The organism is Halobaculum magnesiiphilum, assembly GCF_019823105.1.
Classification (GTDB): domain Archaea; phylum Halobacteriota; class Halobacteria; order Halobacteriales; family Haloferacaceae; genus Halobaculum; species Halobaculum magnesiiphilum.
The window spans coordinates 2576685-2597707 of sequence record NZ_CP081958.1 but is presented as its reverse complement, the minus strand read 5'-3'; the positions used below and the strand labels follow the sequence as shown (position 1 = coordinate 2597707).

The window sequence follows — 21023 nt, the reverse complement described above, 5'->3', positions numbered from 1 at the left end:
CACCCGCGTCGCTCTCACTCCTCGGCAGTCTGAACCAGCACGACGCCGACAACGACCAGCGATCCGCCCGCGAGCATCGCCGGCGTCACCGGCTCGCCGAGGAAGGCCGCGCCCAGCGCGACCGCCACCGTCGGCTCCGCCGTCGAGAGCACGCCCGCGCGCCCGGCGCCGACGCGCGCCAGCCCGGCGAAGAACGCGAACATCGCGAACGCGGTGGCGACGACGCCGAGGGCGGCGATGGCCCCCCAGCCGACGGCGGTCGTCGGGAACGTGACCGCGTCCGTCGCGGTCGCGACGAGCGCCAGCGACGCGGCCGCCGCCGGGGCGACGTACGCCGTGAGCACGCGCTCGTCGGCCGACTCCAAGATCACCCGCGAGACGACGATGTACGCCGCGTACAGCCCCGCGGCCGCGAGCGTCGCGGCAGCGCCGAGTGGGTCGAACGCTCCCGCTCCGGTCCACGAGATCAGCACCACCCCCGAGAGGGTGAGCCCCGCAGCGACGGCGGTCCGGAGGCCCACGCGCTCGTCGAGGAACGTCGCCGCCAGCGCGACGACGAACAGCGGGTACGTGTAGAGGATCACCGCGGCGAGTCCAGCGCTCATCCGCTCGACGCCGACGAAGAAGCCGTAGCTGACGCCCGCGTAGCCGACCGCGCCCAACGCGATCGCGGTGACCGCCTCGCGGGGCGGCAACCCGAGCGCCGGGGCGTCGCCGCCGGTCGTCGCGCGGTAGCCGAGAACCCCGACCCAGACGACGAACGAGCCGAGGACGAAGCGGAAGGCGAGCGCCGACGGCACGGACAGCCCCTCGCGGAACGCGACCTCGCCGAGCACGCCGAGCGTGCCGAAGGCGGCCGCCGACGCGAGCACGAGGAGACTGCCGACCCTGTCGCTGTCCATCGGTTCGTGTTCGGATCGGAGGCCGACCGCCGGGATACGTCTTGCCGTTCGCCCCGGTCCGATTGGGGGACGGTCCAACACCTCGGCCGATCGGGGGCGGGGAACCGGCGCGCCCGCTCAGGAACGGTCCAACAGCGAGTCGAGCTGTCGGACCCGCCGCTGGAGGTCGAACTCGGGCACGATCTCGGCGTCGTGGACGGCGTCGATCAGGCGGTCGAACGCGAGGGCGGTGTCGACGCCCTCGTGTTCGGCGCGCTCGCGAAGCGCCCGCGCGGACGCCTTGTTCAACACGATCGAGGGTAGCGTTCCGATCAACAGCGCGAACGCGACGCCGCCGTCGCCGTCGGGGAACGAGTCGTGCACTCGAGAGAACTCGGGATCCGCCTCGGCGGTGTCCGCGTTCGCCGGCTCGACGGCGAGACAGTTCGGACAGACGGTCGCCGTCGACGCCGACTCCGGGGCGTGCTCGCGGAGGTCCGCCGGCACCGCGAACGCGACGACCGCGGCGTCACAGTGGGGACAGTTCATACACCGCGTGACCCCCGCCGGCTCATAAACATCGGGGAGAGACGATGGGGGTCGAAACGACGAGAAACGGAAGCGAACGGTACGAAGCGAATGGAACGAAGCGAACGGTACGAAGCGAATGGAACGAAGCGAACGGAACCGAAACGAGCGCTCCGTCGACAGGGGACGGTGTCGCGCCGTCAGTCGTCGCTCTCGGCGACGCCGGCCTCCAGCGCCTCGGCCTCGGCCTTCGCTTCGGCCTCGCGCTCCTCCTCGGCCTTCTCCTCCTCCTCCTTCTTGGCCTTGATCTTCTTGAGGCGGAAGATCTCCTCGCGCTCCTGCTCCTCGAGCTTCTGCTCGATGTACTCCTTGTTCTCGTTGAGCTCGGGCAGGAGCTTGAACTCCAGCGCGTTGACGCGGCGCTTCGTCGTCTCGATCTCCTCGAGCATCTTCTTCATCGCCGTCTCGACCTCCGCGGCGAGGATGATCGACTCCAGCAGCTCCTCGTAGGCGTCGGCCGCCTCGTCGATGCGGGCGGAGGAGCCGAGCACGCCGTAACCGCGCTCGTCGAGGTCCTTGCGCACCTTCGAGGACTCGATCTGCGGGACGACTACGCCCATGATGTTCTTCGACTGGGTCGTGATCTCGGGGTGCTCCTTCAGCGCCGCGGCGGCGCCGCGGACGGCCACGTCGCCCTCCATCGCGCGGGCCTTGTTGATCTTCTCCTGGGCCGTGTCGTAGTCGGACTCCAGCTGGTCGCGGACGTCCTGCGCCTGGTCGAGGATGTCCATGAACTCCATGATGAGCCCGTCGCGCTTCTGTTCGAGCGTGTCGTGACCGCGCTCGGACAGATCGATGCGGTCCTCGATCTCCATGAGGTTCTTCCGGGTCGGCTTGACGTCCTCCGCCATAGTCTTGCCAGACGGTTGCGCGGCGAGGGTGTTAATCCTTGTTAGTCGGCGTGCGCGCGTGAGGCGGTCGGTCGACGACACGGCCGCGGCTCGCGGGTCGGGCGGTCGAAAGAAGTGAACCGAAGTCGGTGTCCGCGGTGTTCGCGCTCGCTCGTCAGTCCGCGGAGACTTCCTCGGCCTCGTCGCCGGCGGCCGCGGCGTCCTCGCGGTAGTGCTCCTCGATGAGCTCCTCGTCGACGCGGTTGAGCTCCGTCTTCGGGAGCGTCGACAGCAGGTCCCAACCGAGCTCGATCGTCTCGTCGATCGTGCGGTCGGTGTCGAACCCCTGCTGGACGAACTCCTCCTCGAAGGCGTCAGCGAAGTCGAGGTACTTGTTGTCGCGCTCGGAGAGCGCCTCGCGGCCGACGATGTTCACGAGGTCACGGAGGTCCTCACCTTCCGCGTACGCCGCGTACATCTGGTCGGACACGTCGGCGTGGTCGGCGCGAGTGAGGCCCTCGCCGATACCGTCGTCCATCAGCCGCGACAGGCTGGGCAGCACGTTGACCGGCGGCTTGATGCCCTGGCTGTGGAGCGGGCGGTCCATCATGATCTGCCCCTCCGTGATGTACCCGGTCAGGTCCGGGATCGGGTGGGTGTCGTCGTCGCCGGGCATCGTGAGGATCGGGATCTGCGTCACCGAGCCCTCGCGGTCCTTGAGGCGACCCGCGCGCTCGTACAGCTGTGCCAGGTCGGTGTACATGTACCCGGGGTAGCCACGCCGGCCGGGCACCTCCTCGCGGGCGGCGCCGATCTCTCGGAGCGCCTCACAGTAGTTGGTCATGTCCGTCAGGACGACGAGCACGTGGTACCCCTTGTCGAACGCGAGGTACTCCGCGGTCGTCAGGGCCAGCCGCGGCGTGACCGTCCGCTCGACTGCGGGGTCGTCCGCGAGGTTCATGAAGACGACCGAGCGCTCCAGTGCGCCCGTCCGCTCGAAGTCCTGCATGAACTCGTTGGCCTCCTCCTGCGTGATACCCATCGCGCCGAAGATCACCGCGAACTCCGACTCGTCGTCGTCGCCCTCGCCCTCCTCCTCCGGGACGGTCGCCTGGCGGGCGATCTGGAGCGCGAGGTCGTTGTGCGGCAGGCCGGAGCCCGAGAAGATCGGGAGCTTCTGGCCGCGCACGAGCGTGTTCATCCCGTCGATGGCCGAGACGCCCGTCTGGATGAAGTCCTCGGGGTACTCGCGGCTGTACGGGTTGATCGCGGCGCCGACGATGTCGCGGCGCTCGTCCGGAACGATCTCCGGGCCGCCGTCGATCGGGTTGCCGGAGCCGTCGAGCACGCGACCGAGCAGGTCCTCGGTCACGGGCATCTTCAGCGTCTCGCCCAGGAACCGAACCGAGGCGTTGCGGTCGATGCCGGTGGTGCCCTCGAACACCTGGATGGCGACGATACCCTCCTCGGATTCGAGGACCTGGCCGCGTTTCGTCTCGCCGCTCGGCGTCTCGATCTCGACGATCTCGTCGTAGCCGATGGGCTCGTCCACTTCGGCGTACACCAGCGGGCCGCTGACTTCCGTGATTGTCTGGTACTCTTTCATGGTTAGTAGAGCGAGCGGAGCTGCTCGGTGATGTCTGCTTGAAGCTCCTCGACGAACTCCTCCCAGTCCTCCTGGGTGGCGATCCGGTTGAGCTTCGGCGCCGCGTCGATGGACGTGATGTCCTCGATCGGGACGCCGGCGTCGAGCGCGTCGAACGCCTCGTCGTTGTACGTCTGGATCGTCGAGAGGATCGCGTACGTCTTCTCGGGCGGACAGTACATGTCCACGTCGATGAAGGCGTTCTGCTGGAGGTACCCCTCACGCAGGTAGCGCGCGATCTCGAGGGTGAGCTGCTGGTCCTCCGGCAGGGCGTCCTTCCCGACGAGCTGGACGATCTCCTGGAGCTCGCCCTCCTCGTCGAGCACGTCGACCGCCCACTGGCGCTTCTCCGGCCAGTCCTCGGCGACGTTCTCCTTGAACCAGGGGTCGAGCTGGTCCTGGTACAGCGAGTACGACTCGTTCCAGTTGATCGCCGGGAAGTGCCGACGCTCGGCGAGGTCGGCGTCCAGCGCCCAGAACGTCTTCACGATACGCAGCGTGTTCTGGGTGACCGGCTCGGAGAAGTCGCCGCCGGGCGGGCTGACCGCGCCGATCGCCGACACGGAGCCCTCGGTGCCGTTGAGGTTCTCGAAGTAGCCGGCGCGCTCGTAGAACTCCGCGAGGCGCGCGGCGAGGTACGCGGGGTACCCCTCCTCGCCGGGCATCTCCTCCAGCCGGGAGGAGATCTCGCGCATGGCCTCCGCCCACCGCGAGGTGGAGTCGGCCATGAGCGCCACGTCGTAGCCCATGTCGCGGTAGTATTCGGCGATGGTGATGCCGGTGTATACGCACGACTCGCGGGCGGCGACGGGCATGTTCGAGGTGTTCGCGATGAGCGAGGTGCGGGCCATCAGCGAGTTGCCCGTCTTCGGGTCCTCCAGCTCGGGGAAGTCCTCGATGACCTCGGTCATCTCGTTGCCGCGCTCGCCGCAGCCGACGTACACGACGATGTCGGCGTCGGCGAACTTGGCGAGGCTGTGCTGGGTGACCGTCTTTCCGGAGCCGAACGGCCCCGGGATCGCCGCGGTACCGCCCTTGGCGATGGGGAAGAGGCCGTCGAGGATGCGCTGGCCCGACACCAGCGGGGTGCGCGGGGTGCGCTTCTCGACGGTCGGGCGCTGCTCGCGCACCGGCCACTCCTGGCGCATCGCGATCTCCTCGCCGTTCTCCAGCGTGACGACGGGGTCGTCGACGGTGAACTCGCCCTCCTCGGCGCTCTCGACGACGCCGCCCTCGTAGTCCGGCGGCACCATGACCTTGTGGTCGATGGTGACCGTCTCGGGCACGACGCCGACGATGTCGCCGGGTTCGACGCTGTCGCCGGCCTCGACCTCGGGAGTGAACTCCCACTCCTTCTCCAGGTCGATGCCGGGCGCGTCGACCCCGCGGTCGAGGAACGCGCTGTCCATCTTCTCCTCCAGCACGTCGAGCGGGCGCTGCACGCCGTCGTAGATGGCGTCCAGCATGCCGGGGCCCAGGTCGACGGAGAGGGGTTCGCCCGTGTTCTCGACGGGCTCGCCGGGGGCAACCCCGGAAGTCTCCTCGTACACCTGAATGGTCGTGACGTCGCCCTCGATCTCGATGACCTCGCCCATCAGCCCTTCGTCGCCCACGTAGACGACGTCGTTCATCCGGGCGTCGAGATCGACGGCCTTCACGACCGGGCCGCTCACGCTCTTGATGCGTCCGGTTCCTTCGGTCGTCTCGGTTTCGGTTGCCTGACTCATGTGTTCACTCGTCCTCGTCCATCAGGTCGATCCCGATGGCTCTCTTGATCTGTTCGCGTAGGCCGCTCCCGGCGCCGCCGCCGAGCGTGACCAGTACCGGTTCCACGCTCCCCTCCACGTCCCTGCGGACGGTCCGCGAGAGGTGGTCGAGGTCAGCGTCGCGCATCACGACGATGCCGACGTCGTCGTCCGCGAGCGTCTCCTCGACGGCCTCGTCGAGGCGGTCGTCCTTCTCGTCCTCGGGGACGTTCGCACACTTTCGGACGCCGGCGAGCCGGAAGCCGGTGGTGAACTCGGGGCTGCCGATTACCGCGATCTCCTGACTCATAGGATCACCAGCTCGGATTCGATCTCCTCGGGGCCGAGGCCGGCCTCCTTCCCGCGCGCGATGGCGCGGATGTTGTCGACCTCGCGCTCCTTCGCGAGCACGTACGACACGACGGGTGTCACCGACAGCGGGTGGACCAGCCCGAGCGAGTCCGCGTACTCCAACAGCGCCGCCTCCAGCGCGTGCTCGAACCCGATGAGGCTCTCGGCCTCCTCGAGCTCGGTCAACGCGTCCGAGAGCTGCTCGCCGTACCGCGACTCGCGGATACGGGCGATCAGTTCGTCGGTGTTGGACGCGAGCTGGCGGAGCTCGGACGCCGAGAACAGGACGCCGCCCTCGATGAAGTACTGCGAGGGGTTCAGGTCGGCGCCCGAGCGGGCCAGCCGCAGGGCGTTGATCGCGTTGCGGAAGTCGATCTCCGCCTCGAGGAACTCGCGGTACTCCGACAGCGCCTCGCCGGAGAGGTCGTCCGTGCGGAGCAGTTCGTAGTACGCGCGGTCGACCGCGTTCTCCAGCGGCACCAGCACGCCAGACGACTTGTAGTCGTCGAGCGCGGCCGCGAGCGAGTCGCCGAAGACGGTCCGATCGAGCACCTCGACGGCCTCCTCGATGCTCCCCGCGTCCAGGAGCCGGTCGAGCAGCCGGTCGTCGAACTCGCCGGCGCGGATGAGGTCGTCGGCGACGGCTTCGCGCTCGGTGTCCGAGTAGATGCCCCGCAGAACGGTCTTCACGTTCCACGCGTCGAACTTGCGGAGGTAGCGGGCGACGTGCCCGTACAGCTCACCCTCACACCAGCGGAGGATGTCCTCGAAGTCGTCGGCGAGGCTCGCGTTCAGCGCGTACTCGATGAGGTCGACGCCCGAGAACCGCGACCCGAGCGCGTTGATCTCCTCCTCGTACGCCGGCGATTCCTCCATGAACCGGGCGATCTCCGCCGGGCTCATCCTGACCAGCTTCCGATAGTCGTCCTCCTCGAACAGCGACGCCCGTCGCGATCGGACGCGGGCGTTCACGTACTCGGGGTTCGACGTGCCGGCGCGGCTACTCATCGTCGAACAGTCGGTCGCTCAGCTCCTTGAGGTTGTCCTCCCAGACCGCCTCGAGGACCGAGTCGAACGTGTTGTTCACACGGACGCGCGACTCCTCGCTCTCGACGACGACGCCGCCGAGACACTCTCGCTCGCCGGCGTACGACCAGCCGTCGTAGTCGTCGAGCACGTCGGTCAGCAGGTCCTCGTCGTCGGCGCGCCCGTAGACGGAGACCGTCTCGCCGTCGTCGAACTCGGGGGCCGCCGCATCGAGCAGCGCGCGGGTCAGCTCCTCGCGCTCCTCGCCCTCGAGGTCGGCGATGGCCGCCTCGGTCCGCTCGCGCACGTCGGCGAGCACGTCCCGGCGCGCCTCGAGTCGCTGCTGTTTCGCCTCCAGCTTCGCCGCGGAGAGCGTCTGCTCACGCTCCTGTTCGATCTGCCGCTCGACCGCTTGTTCTCGTTCCTCGACGATACTCTCGGCCTCCTCCTCGGCCTCCGCGACGATCTCCTGGGCGCGCTCTTCGGCCTCTTCACGGATGTCCTCCGCACGCGCGTGGGCCTCGTCTCGGATGTCTTCGACGACTGTCTCCAGACTCATGGTGGAAAGGGAGGGGGCGGTTTAGACCAGGAAGATAGTGACCAGTGCGAGAATGACGAGGGTCTCGGGCAGGACCGTGAAGATCAGGCCCGTGACGAACAGGTCCTCGTCCTCGGCGACGGCGCCGACGGCGGCCGAGCCGATGCCGCGCTCGGCATAGCCGGCGCCGAAGGCGGCCAGACCGACCGCCAGCGCCGCGGCGGACGCGGACGGGATGGCCGGGGCGTTACTACCTTCCTGCAGTACAACGTTAGCGAGTTCGGGTGCGATTTCGAGCATGGTATTCGGTAGGCGGATGCCTAACTCCGGACAAGTCGTGGTTGCACCTGTGGAGTGCATAAAGCTTCCCAAAACGAACGACGAGACGGCCGAATACACGGTCGTCACGCGTCGCTACCGTGTCAACCAACCCCATCCGATCGGCCCGACCGAAGCCGCAACGTGGGCGCGGGTCGCCTCGGGAGCGACCCCCGACGCGACGCTTACTCGTTGACGGTGAAGCGCCGCTCGCTGCCGAACGGCTCGTACTCCGTGCCGCCGCCCTCGAAGAACTTCGAGAAGAACTCGTAGTACTCGAGACGGACCGCCTGTAGGCCGGCGGAGGTGACGCCCAGCGCGAGCACGAGCAGGTGCCCGAGCACGAGGATCACCAGGCCGCCCACGAGCGCCGCCGCGCCGCCGTGGACCAGCCCGCCGAACATGATCGCCTCGCGACCGTACTCGGCGGCGTAGTACTCGGGGCCGTGGGTGAGCATGAAGTGGAACTCGCCGTCGGCCGTCTGGTACGCCCCGAAGAACAGGAGGTTGACGACGAACGCCATCCCCGCCTTCGCGAGCAGCACCGCGGCGATACGAGTGTAGCTCAGCACGTTCACGAGCACGTCGAAGATCTCGAGGATCTCCGCCGGCGCGCCGAGCACCAGCAGGAGCGCGCCCAGGGCGAACAGCCCGAGCCCGAGCATGCCGACGGTCGGCGAGAACCCGTTGAAGCCGAGCGCGAACGCCGTGGAGGCGAACTCGCCGGACGCTTCCGGCGCCGCGCCCGAGCCGTCGAAGACGGTGAAGATGAACGCGGGCTTCTTCGCCTCGTACAGCCGGCTGAACACGAACAGCCAGAGGCCGTTCATGCCCAGCAGCCACGAGCCCTTCTCGGTGATCGCCGCCTTCGCCCCGTGGAACTCGAGCTCCTCGAGGAAGCCGAAGACGTACCCGATGTTCAGGTGGAACAGGGCGACGACCGTCGAGACGACGAGCCACGCCTGCGCCCAGTAGATGTCAGCGGGCTGGAGCCCCTTGTGGATCGGAGCGCTGGAGAGGCCGACGACGCCCTCCCAGAAGTACGTCGAGATGACGTGCAGCCCGAAGAACTCGCCGTAGAAGACGCCGAACACCGCGGTGAACAGCCCCGCGGCGATGGTGACGCCCCCCATGGACTTGAACGCCTTCGAGTCGAAGTTCGAGTACAGGAAGTAGCCGATCGCGGTGTAGAGGATCCCGTACCCGAGGTCGCCGATCATGAACCCGAAGAACGCCGGGAACGTGAGGAACAGGATCACCGACGGGTCGAACTCGCGGTAGTTCGGGCGCCCGACCGCCTGCACGAGCACCTCGAACGGGGAGACGAGCCCGGGGTTGTCCTGGACGACCGGCGGGTCGTCGTTGCGCATGACGACCGAGCCGCCGCCGTCCGCGACCGCGCGTCGCTGCTCGGACTCGCCGTCGGCGGTCGCCTCGGCGCCCTCCTCGGGACCGGCGTCCTCGACGGCCGGCGGCACGTCCTCGCGGACCTGCACCTCGCCGTCCGCGCCGAAGGACGCGCGCTCGATCTCCTCGATCTCGACGTGGCTACCGATGGCGTCCTGCACCGCCGACTTGAACTCGGTGTAGCTGTCGGTGGGGATCCACCCCTCGGCGACGAACGCGTTGCGCGTCGTCGCGTACGACAGGGGAGCCTCCGACTTCTGTACCTCGATAGCGAGCTTCTCCTCGGCGGCCAGCAGGAAGCCGGCCGCGTCCGCCCGCACCGCCTCGATCTCGGCCTCGACCGATTCGAGGTCCGACTCCAGCGACTGTCGCTGGCTCTCCAGGTCGTCGACGTACGCCTCCGGCGAGACGCTGTCGCCCTCGACGTCGGGTACCTCGTGGGCGGCGAACTCGGCGCTCACCAGCGCGTCCGTGAGGGCGCTCTCGTCGGCGTCACGCTCGGGGCGCGCGAAGACGGCGATCACGTCGTCGCCGAACACCTGGTACTCGGTGAGCCCGGGCGCGTCGAGCACGGCGCGCTCGACGGCGTCACGGTCGCCCTCGCCGACCGCGACCTGGAGGAAGTCGTACCCCTGCAGCAGGTCGAGGTCGATACCCAGCTCCGCGAAGGGCTCGACCGCCTCGATGCGCTCCTCGACGGACCGGAGCTGCGAGCGGATCTCGTCGCGCCGGTCGTCGAGCGCGTTGACCTCCTCGCGGAGCTCCTCGAGCTCGCCCGTCAGCTCGTCGTCGTCGAGCACGCGGGTCGGACCCGCCTCGTCGTCCTCGACGCCGAGCATGGACTTCAGCGACCGGACGGTGACCAGCTTGTCGGCCGCGTCCTCCGCGCCCGACTGCGGGTTACCCTGGACGAACCCCTCCCAGCCGCCGCCGTACTCGGTGACGTGCAGGAGGTTCAGCTCGTGAACCGCCTCGATGACCGACTCCATGTACGCCTTGGAGCCGGTCACCGAGACCTTGCTCATCCGCTCAGGCCTGAGCATGTACCGCCTCCTCGAACCGTTCCACCGCGAACTCGACGACCTCGTCGATCCGGTCGCTCGCCTCGTCGACGAGTTCGTTCCGCTCGCGGCGGCCCGCCGCGATGGTCTCCTCCCGTTTCTCCTCGATCTGTTCGCGCGCTTCGTCGAGGCGCTCCTGCTCGATGCGGTCGGCCTCGGCTTCGGCCTCGGCGACGATCTCGTCGGCCTCCGACCGGGCCTCCGAGATCCGCGCCTCGCGGTCGGCCTCGGCCTCGGCGACGATCTCCTCGGCATCGGCTTCGGCCTCCTTCACGCGTTCGAGAACTTCGGGTCTCGGCATGGATACTCGTCGTCTGTGGGTTTGCCCACGTCGATATAAGGTGTTTGCGGAACGCGTGCGTCGTGTGCGTCGTCGAGCGAGTGAGCGGAGCGAACGAGCGAGACGACGGGGGACGGCGGCGAGGTCCCCGTGCCGAGCCGCCCATCAAGTGTGCGTCGTCGAGCGAAGCGAACGGCGAACGAATGTGAGCCGTGAGCGAAGCGAAACGACGACCAACGGCGGAGCGGTCCCTGTGCCGCTCCGCCCACAGAGAAAGCGTCGTCGAGCTTGTGGGAGAGCCGCCCATTAAGTGAGCGTCGTCGAGCGAGTGAGCGGAGCGAACGGCCGAGACGACCGAATACCGCGCCGCCTGCGCTCAGCGCGCGCGGATGTCTCGCGCCGCCTTCTGCATGCCCCGTCGGATCGAGTCGCGCTCGGCGAACGCCTCCCCGAATGCCCAGCCGAACAGGAGGATCGTGCCGGCGAGGGCGCCGGCGAACGCCCACGAGCCCATCCAGGCCGGGCGGATCCACGGCGTGACGTGGGCCCACCGCGTCGCGAACTCCTGAGCCGGGCCGCCCAGGGGGGTGCCCGCGAACGTGTTCTGCACCGCCCCGGCGAACGTCAGCGAGCCGCCCGTGCCCTCGATGAGGCCCGCGGAGCCGTAGATCTGGTAGCTCCCGGAGACGCCCTGGTCGGCCATCGTCGGGCCGTTGGACTCGGCGCCCGTGCCGATGCGCTCGGCGTCGTACGGGCCCCAGGTGGCGTAGTACTCCCAGACGATCTCCCCCTGCGGCGTCACCTCGATGACGCGGTGGTTGAGCGAGTCGGTGATGAGCGTGTTCCCGTTCGGCAGGCGGTCGGCGTCCCGGGGCCACGAGAGCTGGCCGGTGCCGACCTCCCACACCTCGACCCACTCGCCGTCGCGGCGCTCGTACTCGACGACGCGGTCGTTCTCGGAGTCGGCGACGAGGATCGTCGGGTTGCCGTCCTCGCTGACGAGCCAGTCGGGGTTGTGCTGCTCGTTCATGATATCGTGGTCGTCGTCCTCGCCGAGGCGGTAATCGATCTCCTTGGTCGAGCGGTTCACCACGATCGCCTGATCGAAGTTACGCGGGGAGACGAGGTACTGTCCCTCACCGATGCGGTCCACGTCGTTGACGTGCGTCCAGTCCTCGCTGAAGCCGCCGTCGGTCGAGTTGGGGTAGTGGTTCCGGAACGTCCACTCCCAGTCGATCTCCTCGGTCGAGCGGTTGTAAACGAGGATGCGGTCGTCCGAGCGCTGCTCCTCCTCGTTCCAGTTGCGCATGTTCGCGATCAGCAGGTTCCCGCTCGGGAGCATCTCCACGTCGTGCGTGTCGTGGAAGTCGAAGCGCTCGGTCCACACGGGTTCTCGCGTCTCGCGGTCGAGTTCGGCGACGACCGTCCCGGTGGGGTTCGTGCCGACGACGAGCAGGTTGCCGTTCGCCAACGGGTCGACGTCGTAGAACCACCGCGCGTTCAGGTTCGAGCCGTCGTACACCCAGTCGGTGGAGCCGTCGGGCGTCACCTGGACGAGCCGGGCGGGTTTCTTCTGTGAGCCCTGTCCCTGGAAGTGGAAGCCCTGGATCGCGACCACGGTCGAGTTGTCCGCCTCCGAGTCGATCGTTCCGGACTCGAGGCCGACAGTTCCCGGCGTGCCCGTGTCGCCCGGGGCGATCGCCTGGGCGGCAGCGGGCGCGAACAGCCCGAGCACGACGAGCGCGGTGAGCGCCCGCGCGGCTGTCCGCCGGGAGACGGGGAGGGAGGTAGCCATACTGCGAACGGAGGGGTGCGGGGTGGAAACTCTTGTGCTCCGTCACGGCGCGGCGGGAATCGGGTCGGGGGTCCCGACCCTGGCCGAGGTTCGCTCCTCAGAGCGCGCCGCCGAGGACGCCGCCCGTCCGGACGAAGAAGTAGGCGACGAACGCGGTCGCGAGCACCCAGTGGCCCGGGCGGACGTCGTCGTACTCGCCGGCGGCGACCTTGACCAGCGGGTAGGAGACGATGCCCGCCGCGATGCCGTACGCGATGGAGTAGGTGAACGGCATCACGAGGATCGTCAGCCCGGCGGGCACCGCGTTGGTGTAGTCGGCCCAGTCGATGTCGACCAGGTTGCGCAGCATGAGCACCGCGATGGCGACGAGCGCGATGTGGCTCGCCCAGATCGGGACGGCCGCCGCGAGCGGCACGGCCGCCAGCGAGAACACGAACAGCACCGCGACGACCAGCGCGGTCATGCCCGAGCGACCGCCCTCCTCGACGCCGGCGGCGGACTCGATGTACGTCGTCACCGTCGAGGTGCCGAGGATGCCGCCCACGGTGGTGCCGACCGCGTCGGCCATCAGCGGCTTGTCGATGTCGGGGAGGTTGCCGTCCTCGTCGAGGAAGCCGGCCACCTGCGAGACGCCGACGAGCGTCCCCGCGGTGTCGAAGAAGTCGACGAAGAAGAACGTGAACACGATCAGCGCGAACGCGAACGCGTCGACGTTCGAGAACCCGGAGAGGAACGCCCCCACGAGCGGCGAGATGTCATAGCCAGCCGCCGAGTACGTCAGGGTGTCCAGCGCGGGCGACAGCGACGCGTCGGCGAGGACGAAGCCGGCGTCGTCGGGAACGGAGTACGCCGAGTAGCCGAGCGTCGACACGATCCAGCCGAGCACGCTCGTTCCGAGGATCCCGAAGACGATGCTCCCCGGGACGCCGCGGGCGTACAGCATGAACGTGAGGAACAGGCCGACGACCGACAACACGGCGACCGGGTCCTGCGCGAACACCGGCGAGAACTGGAGGTACGTCGCGGGGTCGGAGGCGACGACGCGCATCGCCTCCAGCCCGATGATGGCGAGGAACAGCCCGATACCGCCCCCGACCGCGAACTTCACCGGCTCGGGGAACAGCTTGATCACGTACTCACGCGCCCCAGCCGCGGTGAGAAGCATGAACACGATCCCCTCGACGACGACCGCCGCGAGCGCGGTGTTCCACGGGACGCCGAGCCCGAGCACGACCGTGAACGCGAAGAACGCGTTCAGGCCGAGCCCGGGCGCCTGCCCGAACGGCCGCTTCGCGTACAGCGCCATCACGAGCGTCGCGACCGCCGCGGAGATGAGCGTCACCACCGCGATCATCTGCTGTACCTCGGGCAACGACCGGCCGATGTCGGGCCCCGGCCCGTTCACGATCGCCACCGCGAGGATGCTCGGATTGACGATGACGATGTAGCTCATCGTCAGGAACGTCGTGATCCCGGCCACGACCTCGGTCCGGAGATCCGTCCCGAGTTCGTCGAAGTTGAAGTACTCCGCCAACTGCTGTTGCAGCCCCATGTCGCCACACTTGTGCATATTTGGCTTAAGCGTTCGGCTTTTTCACGACAATATATGCACTAATGTGGATATTAGTCGGAGGGGAAGCGTCAGTACGTTGTCCCGATCCGTCCGTCTCGCCGACGGCGACACGAAACAAACTGACTGTGGCGGCGACGCCGACAGCGACGCGGAGCGTTCGCGCCTCGCTTCCTTTCTGGGCGGCTCGGCACGAAGACCTCGCCGCCGTCTGTCCGAGGCGCTCGCTTCGCTCGCGCCTCGCCCTACTCGAACCGCGTCAACGCACCCACCGGCGCGTCGGTGATCTCCGACGCCCGGTCGGTCCCCTCGTCGCCGACGGCGATGAGCGCGAACACGCCGGCCACGTCGGCGTCGGCCTGAAGCGCGATGTCGAGCAGCAGCTCCTGCGTCTCGCCCGACCGGATGAGGTCGTCGACGACGAGCACGGACTCGCCGGCGTCGATGGCGCCCGCGGGGAGGTAGTACGTCAGCTCGATCCCGGAGGCGAGCCGCTGGCGCGACTCGATGAACTCCTCGACTGCCGTCTCCTTCGACTTCTTCGCGTAGGCGACGCGGGCGTCGAAGTGGCTCGCCATCGCCGCGCCCAGGGTGATCCCGTCGGTCGCGGCCGTGAGCACCACGTCCGGCGTCTCGAACTCGAACGACTCGGCGGCGACGGGCGCCACGAGGTCCAGGAACGGCTGGTCGAACACGACACCGGAGTTGTCGACGTACCCCTCGTCGTCGAAGCCGATGCGGGCCTCAAGCTCGGCCGCGAGCGTCTCGTGACCGATGCCGCCGACGACCTCCTGGGCGCGCTCGGCGCCCGGGAGGACGTGCCCGTTGACGTAGCGGTTCAGGTCGCCCGCCGGCAGGCCGGTCACCTCGGCGAGTTCGTCGTACGTTCGCGTCTCCTTCAGCGTCCGCAACACGGCGACCGCCTGCAACTGCAGGGCGGCCTTCTCGGCCCTGTTCATAGATCTATGCTCGTTCGTGCAAGTATGAACACTTCGAATTCGATCACTCCTCGATCAGCCAGTCTTGCGTATGTGTGGCTACCTCGCTGTGGACCGGCGACACCGACCGGGTACGACGGCTGACGAGACGAACCCCGAGCGAGATTCCGGCGAAGAAACGCTTCCGGCGCGGCGGGACGCTACCTGTCCTCGAGCAGGCGCGTCGCCGTCAGCAGCGACTCCAGCTCCACGTCGTGGTCCGCGAGCAGCTCCGCGGCGCCCTCCTCGCGGTCGACGACGACGAGCACCCTGTTCACGGTCGCGCCCGCCTCGCGCAGTGCCTCGACGGCGTCGAGGGCGGACTTCCCCGTCGTGGCGATGTCCTCCAACACGACGACCTCCTCGCCCTCGTCGACCGCCCCCTCGATCCGGTTCCCGGTGCCGTACTCCTTGGCGGCCTTGCGGACGATGACGTACGGCGAGCCGGTCTCGACGGCGGTCGCCGCCACGAGCGGGACGGCGCCGAGCGCGACGCCCGCGAGTTTCGCGTCGCCGACGCGCTCGGCGTACGCCCGGGCGACGAGCCCCAGACAGGTGGGGTCGGTCTCGAAGCGGTACTTGTCGACGTAGTAGTCGCTCGTCCCCCCGTGGGCGAGCTCGAACTCGCCGAACAGGACGGCCTCCGCCTCCCGAAGCGCGGCGATCAGCTCCGCGTCCGTGACGGCGTCGTCGGTGGAGTCGCGCATACCCGAGTGAGGCGCGCGCCGCCGCGAAAGGCTATCGGTCCGCGGCCGCCACCGAAGGTCGTCGCAGCGGGACCGTGGTCCGCCGCCTCGGCCTATCAGTTCGCCGCCTCGCACCGCTCGACGACGCTCGCGGGGATGGGCGCGTCGACCTCGTAGGCGCCGACCGTGTGGTCGGCCGCGCGACCCTCGAAGACGACGCGGTAGGTCGCCCCCTGGGTCGGACACGCGAGCGCGCTGCGGCCGGTGATCTCCGCCTCGCCCGTGTCGGTCCGGAGGTCGGTCCACGGAACCTTCGTGCCCGCCTCGTCGACGACGACGACGCGCTCCTCGGAGGGGACGGCGCCGTCGGGGTGGGTGACCACGATGGCCGTGTCGTCACCCTCGCCGTCGACGGAGAAGGAGAACCCCTCGGGCCGGTCGATCGGCTCGCCGCCGAGACCCGTCGCGACGACGCCGCCGATCCCCGCGACGCTGGCGGCCGCAAGCAACATGAACGCCAGCGCGATGCTCGGAAACATGACCCGGACGTGCTCGCGTGGCGACAGCTCGCCCTCCTCCTCGACTCCCTCCGGAGGGTCGCTCGACTCCGAGACGTCCGAGTCGCTCACGTCCCGACCGCCGCGGGGAGCCCTCAAAACCGCACCGGCCCGATTCTCACGAGTGAATTCGGGTTGGGCGTCGTCCTCGCGTCGACTACAGGGGTTCTACCACGGCTCGTTCTTGACGCCGATCAGGTAGGCAATGACGTTCGTCGCGACGTGCAACAGCGGCGTCGCGACGAGCACGACGGCGAGGCGTTCGAGCGTGAACGTCGCGAGCGTCCACGCGGGCGCCAGCGCCAGCGCGAGCACCAGCGCGCCGACGACGAAGTCGAGCTGGTCGAGCCCGGGGAAGGAGGCGCCCCGCTCGCGACCCGACCGACGCTTGAGGAACGAGGCGCCGATGTCGCCGAGCATCGCGCCCAGCGCGAGTCCGAGTGCCGCCAGCGGCGGGAACGTCGGGAGGTCGACGCCGACGGCGGCGCCGACGGGGTCCGCGACCGCGTTGAGTGCGAACGCGAGTGCCACGCCCGCGAGCGTGCCGACGGCGGTGCCGCGCCACGTCTTCCCGTCGCCGAGCACGCGGCGGCCGCCCCACGTCCGCCCGCCGTCGATCGCCGCGCCCCCGCCCGCGAGCACGGCGGCGTTGTTCGGAACGTACGCCGGCAACATCGCCCACAGCGCGCCCGCGACGAGTTCGACGAGTCCGGCCATCGTCGGAGGCTGGTTCGCGTTCGGTGTTAAGTGGGCGGGGTTCCGGGGCGCCGGCGTGTGACGAACGTCGCGGGTCCGCACCGTCGACCCGCGCGGCGGTCGACGCCACGTTCGCGGCACCGGCGGTCGACGCGGATCCGCGGAACTCAAGACACGCGACCGGCAAGCGTTGCCACCGACATGATCCCGCCCATCGCCAGCCGCTTCGTCGCGGGCGAGACGCCGGCCGCGGCGTTCGACCACGTTCGCCGCGCCAACGAGGACGGCGTGAAGGTGATCCTCAACCTCCTCGGCGAGCACTACCGCGAGCGCTCGGCCGCCGCCGCCGACGCCGAGGCGTACGTCTCCCTGATCCGCGATATCGGCGGATCGGACCTGGACGCCTGCGTCTCGGTGAAGCCCTCCCAGCTCGGGATCGACATCGGCGACGACGTGTTCCACGGGAACCTCCGCCGGGTCGTCGAGGCCGGCGACGAACACGGCGTGTTCGTCTGGTGTGACATGGAGGACGCCGACACGACCGACGCGACGCTCGACGCCTTCGAGGAGCTGACCCGCGAGTTCGACGGCGGCGTCGGGCAGTGCGTGCAGGCGAACCTCCGTCGCACCCGCGAGGACCTCGACCGGCTGGCGGACGTTCCGGGGAAGATACGGCTCGTGAAGGGCGCCTACGACGAGCCCGAGTCGATCGCCTACACCGACAAGGCCGACGTGAACGAGGCGTACCGCGAGGACCTCGAGTTCCTGTTCAAGGAGCGAGAGGGGGGCATCGCCGTCGGCAGCCACGACCCGAAGATGATCTCCCTCGCGGCCGAACTGTCGGCCGAGTACGGCGCCGACTACGAGGTGCAGATGCTCATGGGCGTCCGCGAGGTCGAACAGCGCCGGCTGGCGGACGAGGGCGTCGAGACGTGGCAGTACGCCCCCTATGGCGACAAGTGGATGTCGTACTTTTACCGCCGCGTTCGCGAGCGCAAGGAGAACGCGCTGTTCGCGATCCGTGCGATCGTCGGCGTCTGAGCGGCCGCGAGCGCCTCGGTAGCGGCAGTCTCCGGTACGGGGACCCCGACAGGCTCGCCCATCCCCGTGTAGAAGGGCTGATATGCCCTCGTCCCCGATGAACGGGTGAACCTCGAATGTCCACGTGGAAGCGCGATTTCGCGAGCGGACTGGTCGTCGTCACGCCGCTTCTCGTCATCCTCTTCGTCGCGAACTGGCTGTACAACCTCCTGTCGACGCTGCCGTTCGTCCCCACGATAACCCCCGAGAACCCGAACCCGGACTACCTCGCGCTGTACGAGTTCGCGGAGGTGATCACCGCGCTCGTGGTGTTCGTTCTGCTCGTGTTCTCGGCGGGGTATCTCATGCGGACGACCGCCGGCCGACTCGCGGAGGGGGTGATCGACGGCGCGATCAACCGGGTCCCGGGGCTGCGCGTCATCTACAACGCCTCGAAGCTGGCCGTCGAAACCGCGCTCACGGGGACCGAGGACCTCCAGACGCCGGTGAAGATCGAGCCGTGGAACGGGATGCGCATGACCGCGTTCAAGACCGGCAAGACGACCGCCGACGGCCGCGAAGTCGTGTTCATGCCGACGGCGCCGAACATCACGACCGGCTTCGTCATGGAGATCGAATCCGAGGACCTCACCGAGACCGACGAGAAGGTCGAGGAGGCGCTCACGCGCATTCTCTCGGCCGGCTTCGGCGAGGGGGAAAGCAGGTCACCGCCGGACGAGACCAGCCTGAGCGACGTGACCGAGGCCGGGTCCGACGACTGAACCACGGCTAACGGAGTCCGCGTCGTCGCGGCCGAACCGAACGGTGAAGTGCTGCGACGGCGCCACTCGGGACATGAGCGACGACCCCGCACACATCGACGACGACCACGTCGACCTGTTGCAGGCGTTCATCGAGAGCCACGGCTTCCTCTCGTGGCTCGATCTGACCGTCGAGGAGCTGGACCGCGGCCGCATCGTCATGTCGGTCCCGTACGACGAGAAGCTCGTCAATCCCGGGTCGCCGGTGGGCTCGATCCACGGGGGGATCGCGGCGACGCTGGTGGACACCGCCTCCGGGTTCGCCCTGCGGTCGACGTTCGACGAGCCGACGACCGGGTCGCTGGCGACGACGGACCTCAACGTCACCTACCTCCGTCCCGCGACGAACGACCTCCGCGTCGAGGCGGAGGTGTTGCGCGCGGGCGGCTCGATGGGCTTCACCGACACGCTCGTCTCCAGCGTCGCCCCGGACGGCGAGCAGAAGGACGTGGCCGTCGGCCGCACCTCCTACCGGCTGTTCCGGGACGCCGACCGGGAATAGCCCCGAGCAACCCTTTTCCGCCGGCCCGTCGAACCGCTCCACCATCGGATGCACCGAGACGAGCCCGTCGAGTACGAGCCGGTGAGCGTGAAGGCCGTGTTGGCCGAGATGAAGGACACCGCGGAGCTGCTCATCGACCTGTCGTACTCGGCGGTGCTCCACGGGAGCCCCGACCTGGCGGCGGAGGTGCTGGCGCTGGAGTCCCGGATGGACGTGCTCCAGTTGCAGGCGCGCATGAGCGTGATGATGGCCGCGCGCTCGCCGGAGGACGTGGAGGACCTGGCACCCGTGTTGGGCGTCGTCGGCGCCGCCGAGACGATCAGCGACGCCGCCGGCGACATCGCGAAGATCGTTCTCGAGGAGGTCGGCCTCCCCGAGGCGATGCGCGCGGCGCTGCCGGAGGCCGTCGAGACGCTCGTTCGCGTCCCCGTCGCCGACGGGTCGCCGTACGTCGGTCGGACCCTCGCAGGCATCAACATGGAGACGGAGACGGGCGTTCGCGTCATCGCCGTCCGCCGCGATCAGGCCACCGGGAAGGCCCGCTGGATCACCAACCCCGACCGCGACACCGACCTCCGCACGGGCGACACGCTGATCCTCCGCGGATTCGAGGAGGGGCTGCGGGAGGTGTACGAGGCGGCCTCCGGCGACGCGTACGAGTCACCGGAGTCGCCGGACCCCGCCGTCGAGGACCTCGAGCGCGCCGTCGACTCGATCGTCCTGATGAAGAACATGAGCGAGCTGGCCGTCGACCTGGCGTACGGCGCGGTGCTGTTCGACAGCCGCGGCGTCGCCGAGGAGGTCGCCGAGTTGGAGGCGGAGGTCGACGCGCTGAAGTCGCGCTTCGAGGCGTGGACGCTCCGGGCGGCCGCGCGCGTCGACGACCCGGTCAGCCTCCGCGGGCTCGTCCACCTCGCGGTCGCGACCGAGGAGATCAGCGACGCCGCCGTCGAGATCAGCGAGGGCGTCCTCCGCGGGCTGGACGCGCACCCGGTCATCGCGGAGGCCGTCGAGGAGTCCGACGAGGTGATCGTCCGCGCGGTCGTCGCCGCGGGATCGGAACTCGCGGGCTCGACGCTGGGCGACCGCGAGGTGAAGACCGCGACGGGCATGCGCGTCATCGCCGTCCGCCGCGGTCGTCGGGACGACCGCGACAGCGACGGATCCGCCGACGGCGACGTGAACGGCCGTGCGAACGGCGACGCGGCCGACGGATCGGACGACGAGGAGAACGGGGACGGCGAGTGGATCGTCTCGCCGGGCGCGGGGACGCGACTGCGCGCCGGCGACGTACTCATCGCGAAGGGAACCCGCGCGGGCGCCGAGCGGTTCACGGCGATGGCCGGCTCGCCCGAGGAGTTCGACGTGGACTGACGCCGCGCTCACGAACCCCGCGGGCCGCGGTCGAAAGCCGGCCGATCGGCGACCTCCTCGAGCGACGCTCCGCAGGTCGGACACGACCCGGGACGGGGCGAGCGCAGCGTCGCGCAGTCGGAACACAACACGAGCCGACGGGCTCGTCGCGGGTCGTCCCAGTCGTCGCCCGCCACCTCGGATGCCTCCTCCTCGGCGGCTATCCGCATCGTGTGCTCGACGAGCACGTCGCTTCGGAGCCGGTCGAGGAGCCGAAGCAGCCCGAGGTACGCGACCGTCGGGACGAGACACAACACCCCCGTGAGGAGGAGCCGGACGGTAGCCTCGGCCGTGCTCGCGGCCATGCGGATCGATC

22 protein-coding genes are annotated in these 21023 nt (G+C 69.1%); 4 read left to right on the top strand and 18 right to left on the bottom strand.

The genetic code is table 11. The annotated features are described in order from the left end of the window. Positions 1-14 precede the first annotated feature (14 nt). The 17 genes from K6T50_RS13315 to K6T50_RS13235 form a co-directional block, all read right to left on the bottom strand. The gene (locus tag K6T50_RS13315; protein WP_222607059.1) at positions 15-902 is read right to left on the bottom strand and encodes a DMT family transporter; all 888 of its coding nucleotides are present in this window, start codon (positions 900-902) and stop codon (positions 15-17) included. Positions 903-1019: 117 nt separating this feature from the next. Continuing rightward, entirely contained in the window at positions 1020-1430 is a 411-nt protein-coding gene (locus K6T50_RS13310; RefSeq protein WP_222607058.1) for a DUF6276 family protein, read from the bottom strand. 179 nt (positions 1431-1609) lie between these two features. Next, positions 1610-2320: a V-type ATP synthase subunit D gene (locus tag K6T50_RS13305; RefSeq protein WP_222607057.1), complete on the bottom strand. Its 711-nt coding sequence runs from the start codon at positions 2318-2320 to the stop codon at positions 1610-1612. A 154-nt stretch (positions 2321-2474) separates the two neighbouring features. Continuing rightward, positions 2475-3905 (bottom strand): ATP synthase subunit B, encoded by a 1431-nt coding sequence (locus tag K6T50_RS13300; protein ID WP_222607056.1) that lies wholly within the window; start codon positions 3903-3905, stop codon positions 2475-2477. A 2-nt stretch (positions 3906-3907) separates the two neighbouring features. Beyond that, positions 3908-5671 carry an ATP synthase subunit A gene (locus tag K6T50_RS13295; RefSeq protein ID WP_222607055.1) on the bottom strand — a complete coding sequence of 588 codons (1764 nt, stop codon included), beginning with the start codon at positions 5669-5671 and terminating at the stop codon, positions 3908-3910. 4 nt (positions 5672-5675) lie between these two features. Then, complete coding sequence (locus K6T50_RS13290; RefSeq protein ID WP_222607054.1) at positions 5676-5999, bottom strand: V-type ATP synthase subunit F; 324 nt, start codon at positions 5997-5999, stop codon at positions 5676-5678. Beyond that, complete coding sequence (locus tag K6T50_RS13285; protein ID WP_222607053.1) at positions 5996-7048, bottom strand: V-type ATP synthase subunit C; 1053 nt, start codon at positions 7046-7048, stop codon at positions 5996-5998. The genes K6T50_RS13290 and K6T50_RS13285 overlap by 4 nt, the downstream gene beginning before the upstream one ends. Beyond that, complete coding sequence (locus tag K6T50_RS13280) at positions 7041-7625, bottom strand: V-type ATP synthase subunit E (protein ID WP_222607052.1); 585 nt, start codon at positions 7623-7625, stop codon at positions 7041-7043. Before K6T50_RS13280 ends, K6T50_RS13285 begins: the two co-directional genes overlap by 8 nt. A gap of 21 nt (positions 7626-7646) precedes the next feature. After that, positions 7647-7904 carry a F0F1 ATP synthase subunit C gene (locus tag K6T50_RS13275; protein WP_073306769.1) on the bottom strand — a complete coding sequence of 86 codons (258 nt, stop codon included), beginning with the start codon at positions 7902-7904 and terminating at the stop codon, positions 7647-7649. Between the two features lie 203 nt (positions 7905-8107). Next, on the bottom strand, positions 8108-10372 hold the full coding sequence (locus K6T50_RS13270; RefSeq protein ID WP_222607051.1) for a V-type ATP synthase subunit I: 2265 nt from the start codon (positions 10370-10372) through the stop codon (positions 8108-8110). Beyond that, positions 10359-10691 carry an ATP synthase archaeal subunit H gene (gene ahaH, locus K6T50_RS13265; protein ID WP_222607050.1) on the bottom strand — a complete coding sequence of 111 codons (333 nt, stop codon included), beginning with the start codon at positions 10689-10691 and terminating at the stop codon, positions 10359-10361. Before ahaH ends, K6T50_RS13270 begins: the two co-directional genes overlap by 14 nt. A 355-nt stretch (positions 10692-11046) precedes the next feature. Next, a complete protein-coding gene (locus K6T50_RS13260; RefSeq protein WP_222607049.1) occupies positions 11047-12465 on the bottom strand; it encodes an aryl-sulfate sulfotransferase in 1419 nt (472 codons plus the stop codon). A gap of 97 nt (positions 12466-12562) precedes the next feature. Continuing rightward, positions 12563-14017: an NCS2 family permease gene (locus K6T50_RS13255; protein WP_222607048.1), complete on the bottom strand. Its 1455-nt coding sequence runs from the start codon at positions 14015-14017 to the stop codon at positions 12563-12565. Between the two features lie 263 nt (positions 14018-14280). Beyond that, positions 14281-14994 carry a phosphoribosyltransferase family protein gene (locus K6T50_RS13250; protein WP_222607047.1) on the bottom strand — a complete coding sequence of 238 codons (714 nt, stop codon included), beginning with the start codon at positions 14992-14994 and terminating at the stop codon, positions 14281-14283. Between the two features lie 179 nt (positions 14995-15173). Further along, entirely contained in the window at positions 15174-15719 is a 546-nt protein-coding gene (gene pyrE, locus K6T50_RS13245; RefSeq protein ID WP_222607046.1) for an orotate phosphoribosyltransferase, read from the bottom strand. A gap of 95 nt (positions 15720-15814) precedes the next feature. Next, positions 15815-16327, bottom strand: a complete 513-nt coding sequence (locus K6T50_RS13240; RefSeq protein WP_222607045.1) for a hypothetical protein — start codon at positions 16325-16327, stop codon at positions 15815-15817. Between the two features lie 96 nt (positions 16328-16423). Continuing rightward, a complete protein-coding gene (locus K6T50_RS13235) occupies positions 16424-16972 on the bottom strand; it encodes a CDP-2,3-bis-(O-geranylgeranyl)-sn-glycerol synthase (protein WP_222607044.1) in 549 nt (182 codons plus the stop codon). A gap of 180 nt (positions 16973-17152) precedes the next feature. On the opposite strand from K6T50_RS13235, the gene K6T50_RS13230 reads away from it, so the two are divergent. From K6T50_RS13230 to K6T50_RS13215, 4 genes are all read left to right on the top strand, one after another. Then, on the top strand, positions 17153-17992 hold the full coding sequence (locus K6T50_RS13230; protein ID WP_222607043.1) for a proline dehydrogenase family protein: 840 nt from the start codon (positions 17153-17155) through the stop codon (positions 17990-17992). Between the two features lie 116 nt (positions 17993-18108). Continuing rightward, entirely contained in the window at positions 18109-18753 is a 645-nt protein-coding gene (locus K6T50_RS13225) for a DUF502 domain-containing protein (protein WP_222607042.1), read from the top strand. 73 nt (positions 18754-18826) lie between these two features. Then, positions 18827-19294, top strand: coding sequence for a PaaI family thioesterase (locus tag K6T50_RS13220; protein WP_222607041.1), 468 nt, complete (start codon positions 18827-18829; stop codon positions 19292-19294). A gap of 48 nt (positions 19295-19342) precedes the next feature. Continuing rightward, complete coding sequence (locus K6T50_RS13215) at positions 19343-20668, top strand: potassium channel family protein (protein ID WP_222607040.1); 1326 nt, start codon at positions 19343-19345, stop codon at positions 20666-20668. 8 nt (positions 20669-20676) lie between these two features. Here the strand turns inward: K6T50_RS13215 and K6T50_RS13210 are convergent, their stop codons facing one another. Further along, positions 20677-21012, bottom strand: coding sequence for a hypothetical protein (locus K6T50_RS13210; RefSeq protein WP_222607039.1), 336 nt, complete (start codon positions 21010-21012; stop codon positions 20677-20679). Between the last annotated feature and the right edge of the window lie 11 nt (positions 21013-21023).

Bases quoted from the DNA above. Each gene is read 5' to 3' on its own strand.
- K6T50_RS13315 (WP_222607059.1), bottom strand. From the start codon at position 902: ATGGACAGCGACAGGGTCGGCAGTCTCCTCGTGCTCGCGTCGGCGGCC.
- K6T50_RS13310 (WP_222607058.1), bottom strand. From the start codon at position 1,430: ATGAACTGTCCCCACTGTGACGCCGCGGTCGTCGCGTTCGCGGTGCCG.
- K6T50_RS13305 (WP_222607057.1), bottom strand. From the start codon at position 2,320: ATGGCGGAGGACGTCAAGCCGACCCGGAAGAACCTCATGGAGATCGAG.
- K6T50_RS13300 (WP_222607056.1), bottom strand. From the start codon at position 3,905: ATGAAAGAGTACCAGACAATCACGGAAGTCAGCGGCCCGCTGGTGTAC.
- K6T50_RS13295 (WP_222607055.1), bottom strand. From the start codon at position 5,671: ATGAGTCAGGCAACCGAAACCGAGACGACCGAAGGAACCGGACGCATC.
- K6T50_RS13290 (WP_222607054.1), bottom strand. From the start codon at position 5,999: ATGAGTCAGGAGATCGCGGTAATCGGCAGCCCCGAGTTCACCACCGGC.
- K6T50_RS13285 (WP_222607053.1), bottom strand. From the start codon at position 7,048: ATGAGTAGCCGCGCCGGCACGTCGAACCCCGAGTACGTGAACGCCCGC.
- K6T50_RS13280 (WP_222607052.1), bottom strand. From the start codon at position 7,625: ATGAGTCTGGAGACAGTCGTCGAAGACATCCGAGACGAGGCCCACGCG.
- K6T50_RS13275 (WP_073306769.1), bottom strand. From the start codon at position 7,904: ATGCTCGAAATCGCACCCGAACTCGCTAACGTTGTACTGCAGGAAGGT.
- K6T50_RS13270 (WP_222607051.1), bottom strand. From the start codon at position 10,372: ATGCTCAGGCCTGAGCGGATGAGCAAGGTCTCGGTGACCGGCTCCAAG.
- ahaH (WP_222607050.1), bottom strand. From the start codon at position 10,691: ATGCCGAGACCCGAAGTTCTCGAACGCGTGAAGGAGGCCGAAGCCGAT.
- K6T50_RS13260 (WP_222607049.1), bottom strand. From the start codon at position 12,465: ATGGCTACCTCCCTCCCCGTCTCCCGGCGGACAGCCGCGCGGGCGCTC.
- K6T50_RS13255 (WP_222607048.1), bottom strand. From the start codon at position 14,017: ATGGGGCTGCAACAGCAGTTGGCGGAGTACTTCAACTTCGACGAACTC.
- K6T50_RS13250 (WP_222607047.1), bottom strand. From the start codon at position 14,994: ATGAACAGGGCCGAGAAGGCCGCCCTGCAGTTGCAGGCGGTCGCCGTG.
- pyrE (WP_222607046.1), bottom strand. From the start codon at position 15,719: ATGCGCGACTCCACCGACGACGCCGTCACGGACGCGGAGCTGATCGCC.
- K6T50_RS13235 (WP_222607044.1), bottom strand. From the start codon at position 16,972: ATGGCCGGACTCGTCGAACTCGTCGCGGGCGCGCTGTGGGCGATGTTG.
- K6T50_RS13230 (WP_222607043.1), top strand. From the start codon at position 17,153: ATGATCCCGCCCATCGCCAGCCGCTTCGTCGCGGGCGAGACGCCGGCC.
- K6T50_RS13225 (WP_222607042.1), top strand. From the start codon at position 18,109: ATGTCCACGTGGAAGCGCGATTTCGCGAGCGGACTGGTCGTCGTCACG.
- K6T50_RS13220 (WP_222607041.1), top strand. From the start codon at position 18,827: ATGAGCGACGACCCCGCACACATCGACGACGACCACGTCGACCTGTTG.
- K6T50_RS13215 (WP_222607040.1), top strand. From the start codon at position 19,343: ATGCACCGAGACGAGCCCGTCGAGTACGAGCCGGTGAGCGTGAAGGCC.
- K6T50_RS13210 (WP_222607039.1), bottom strand. From the start codon at position 21,012: ATGGCCGCGAGCACGGCCGAGGCTACCGTCCGGCTCCTCCTCACGGGG.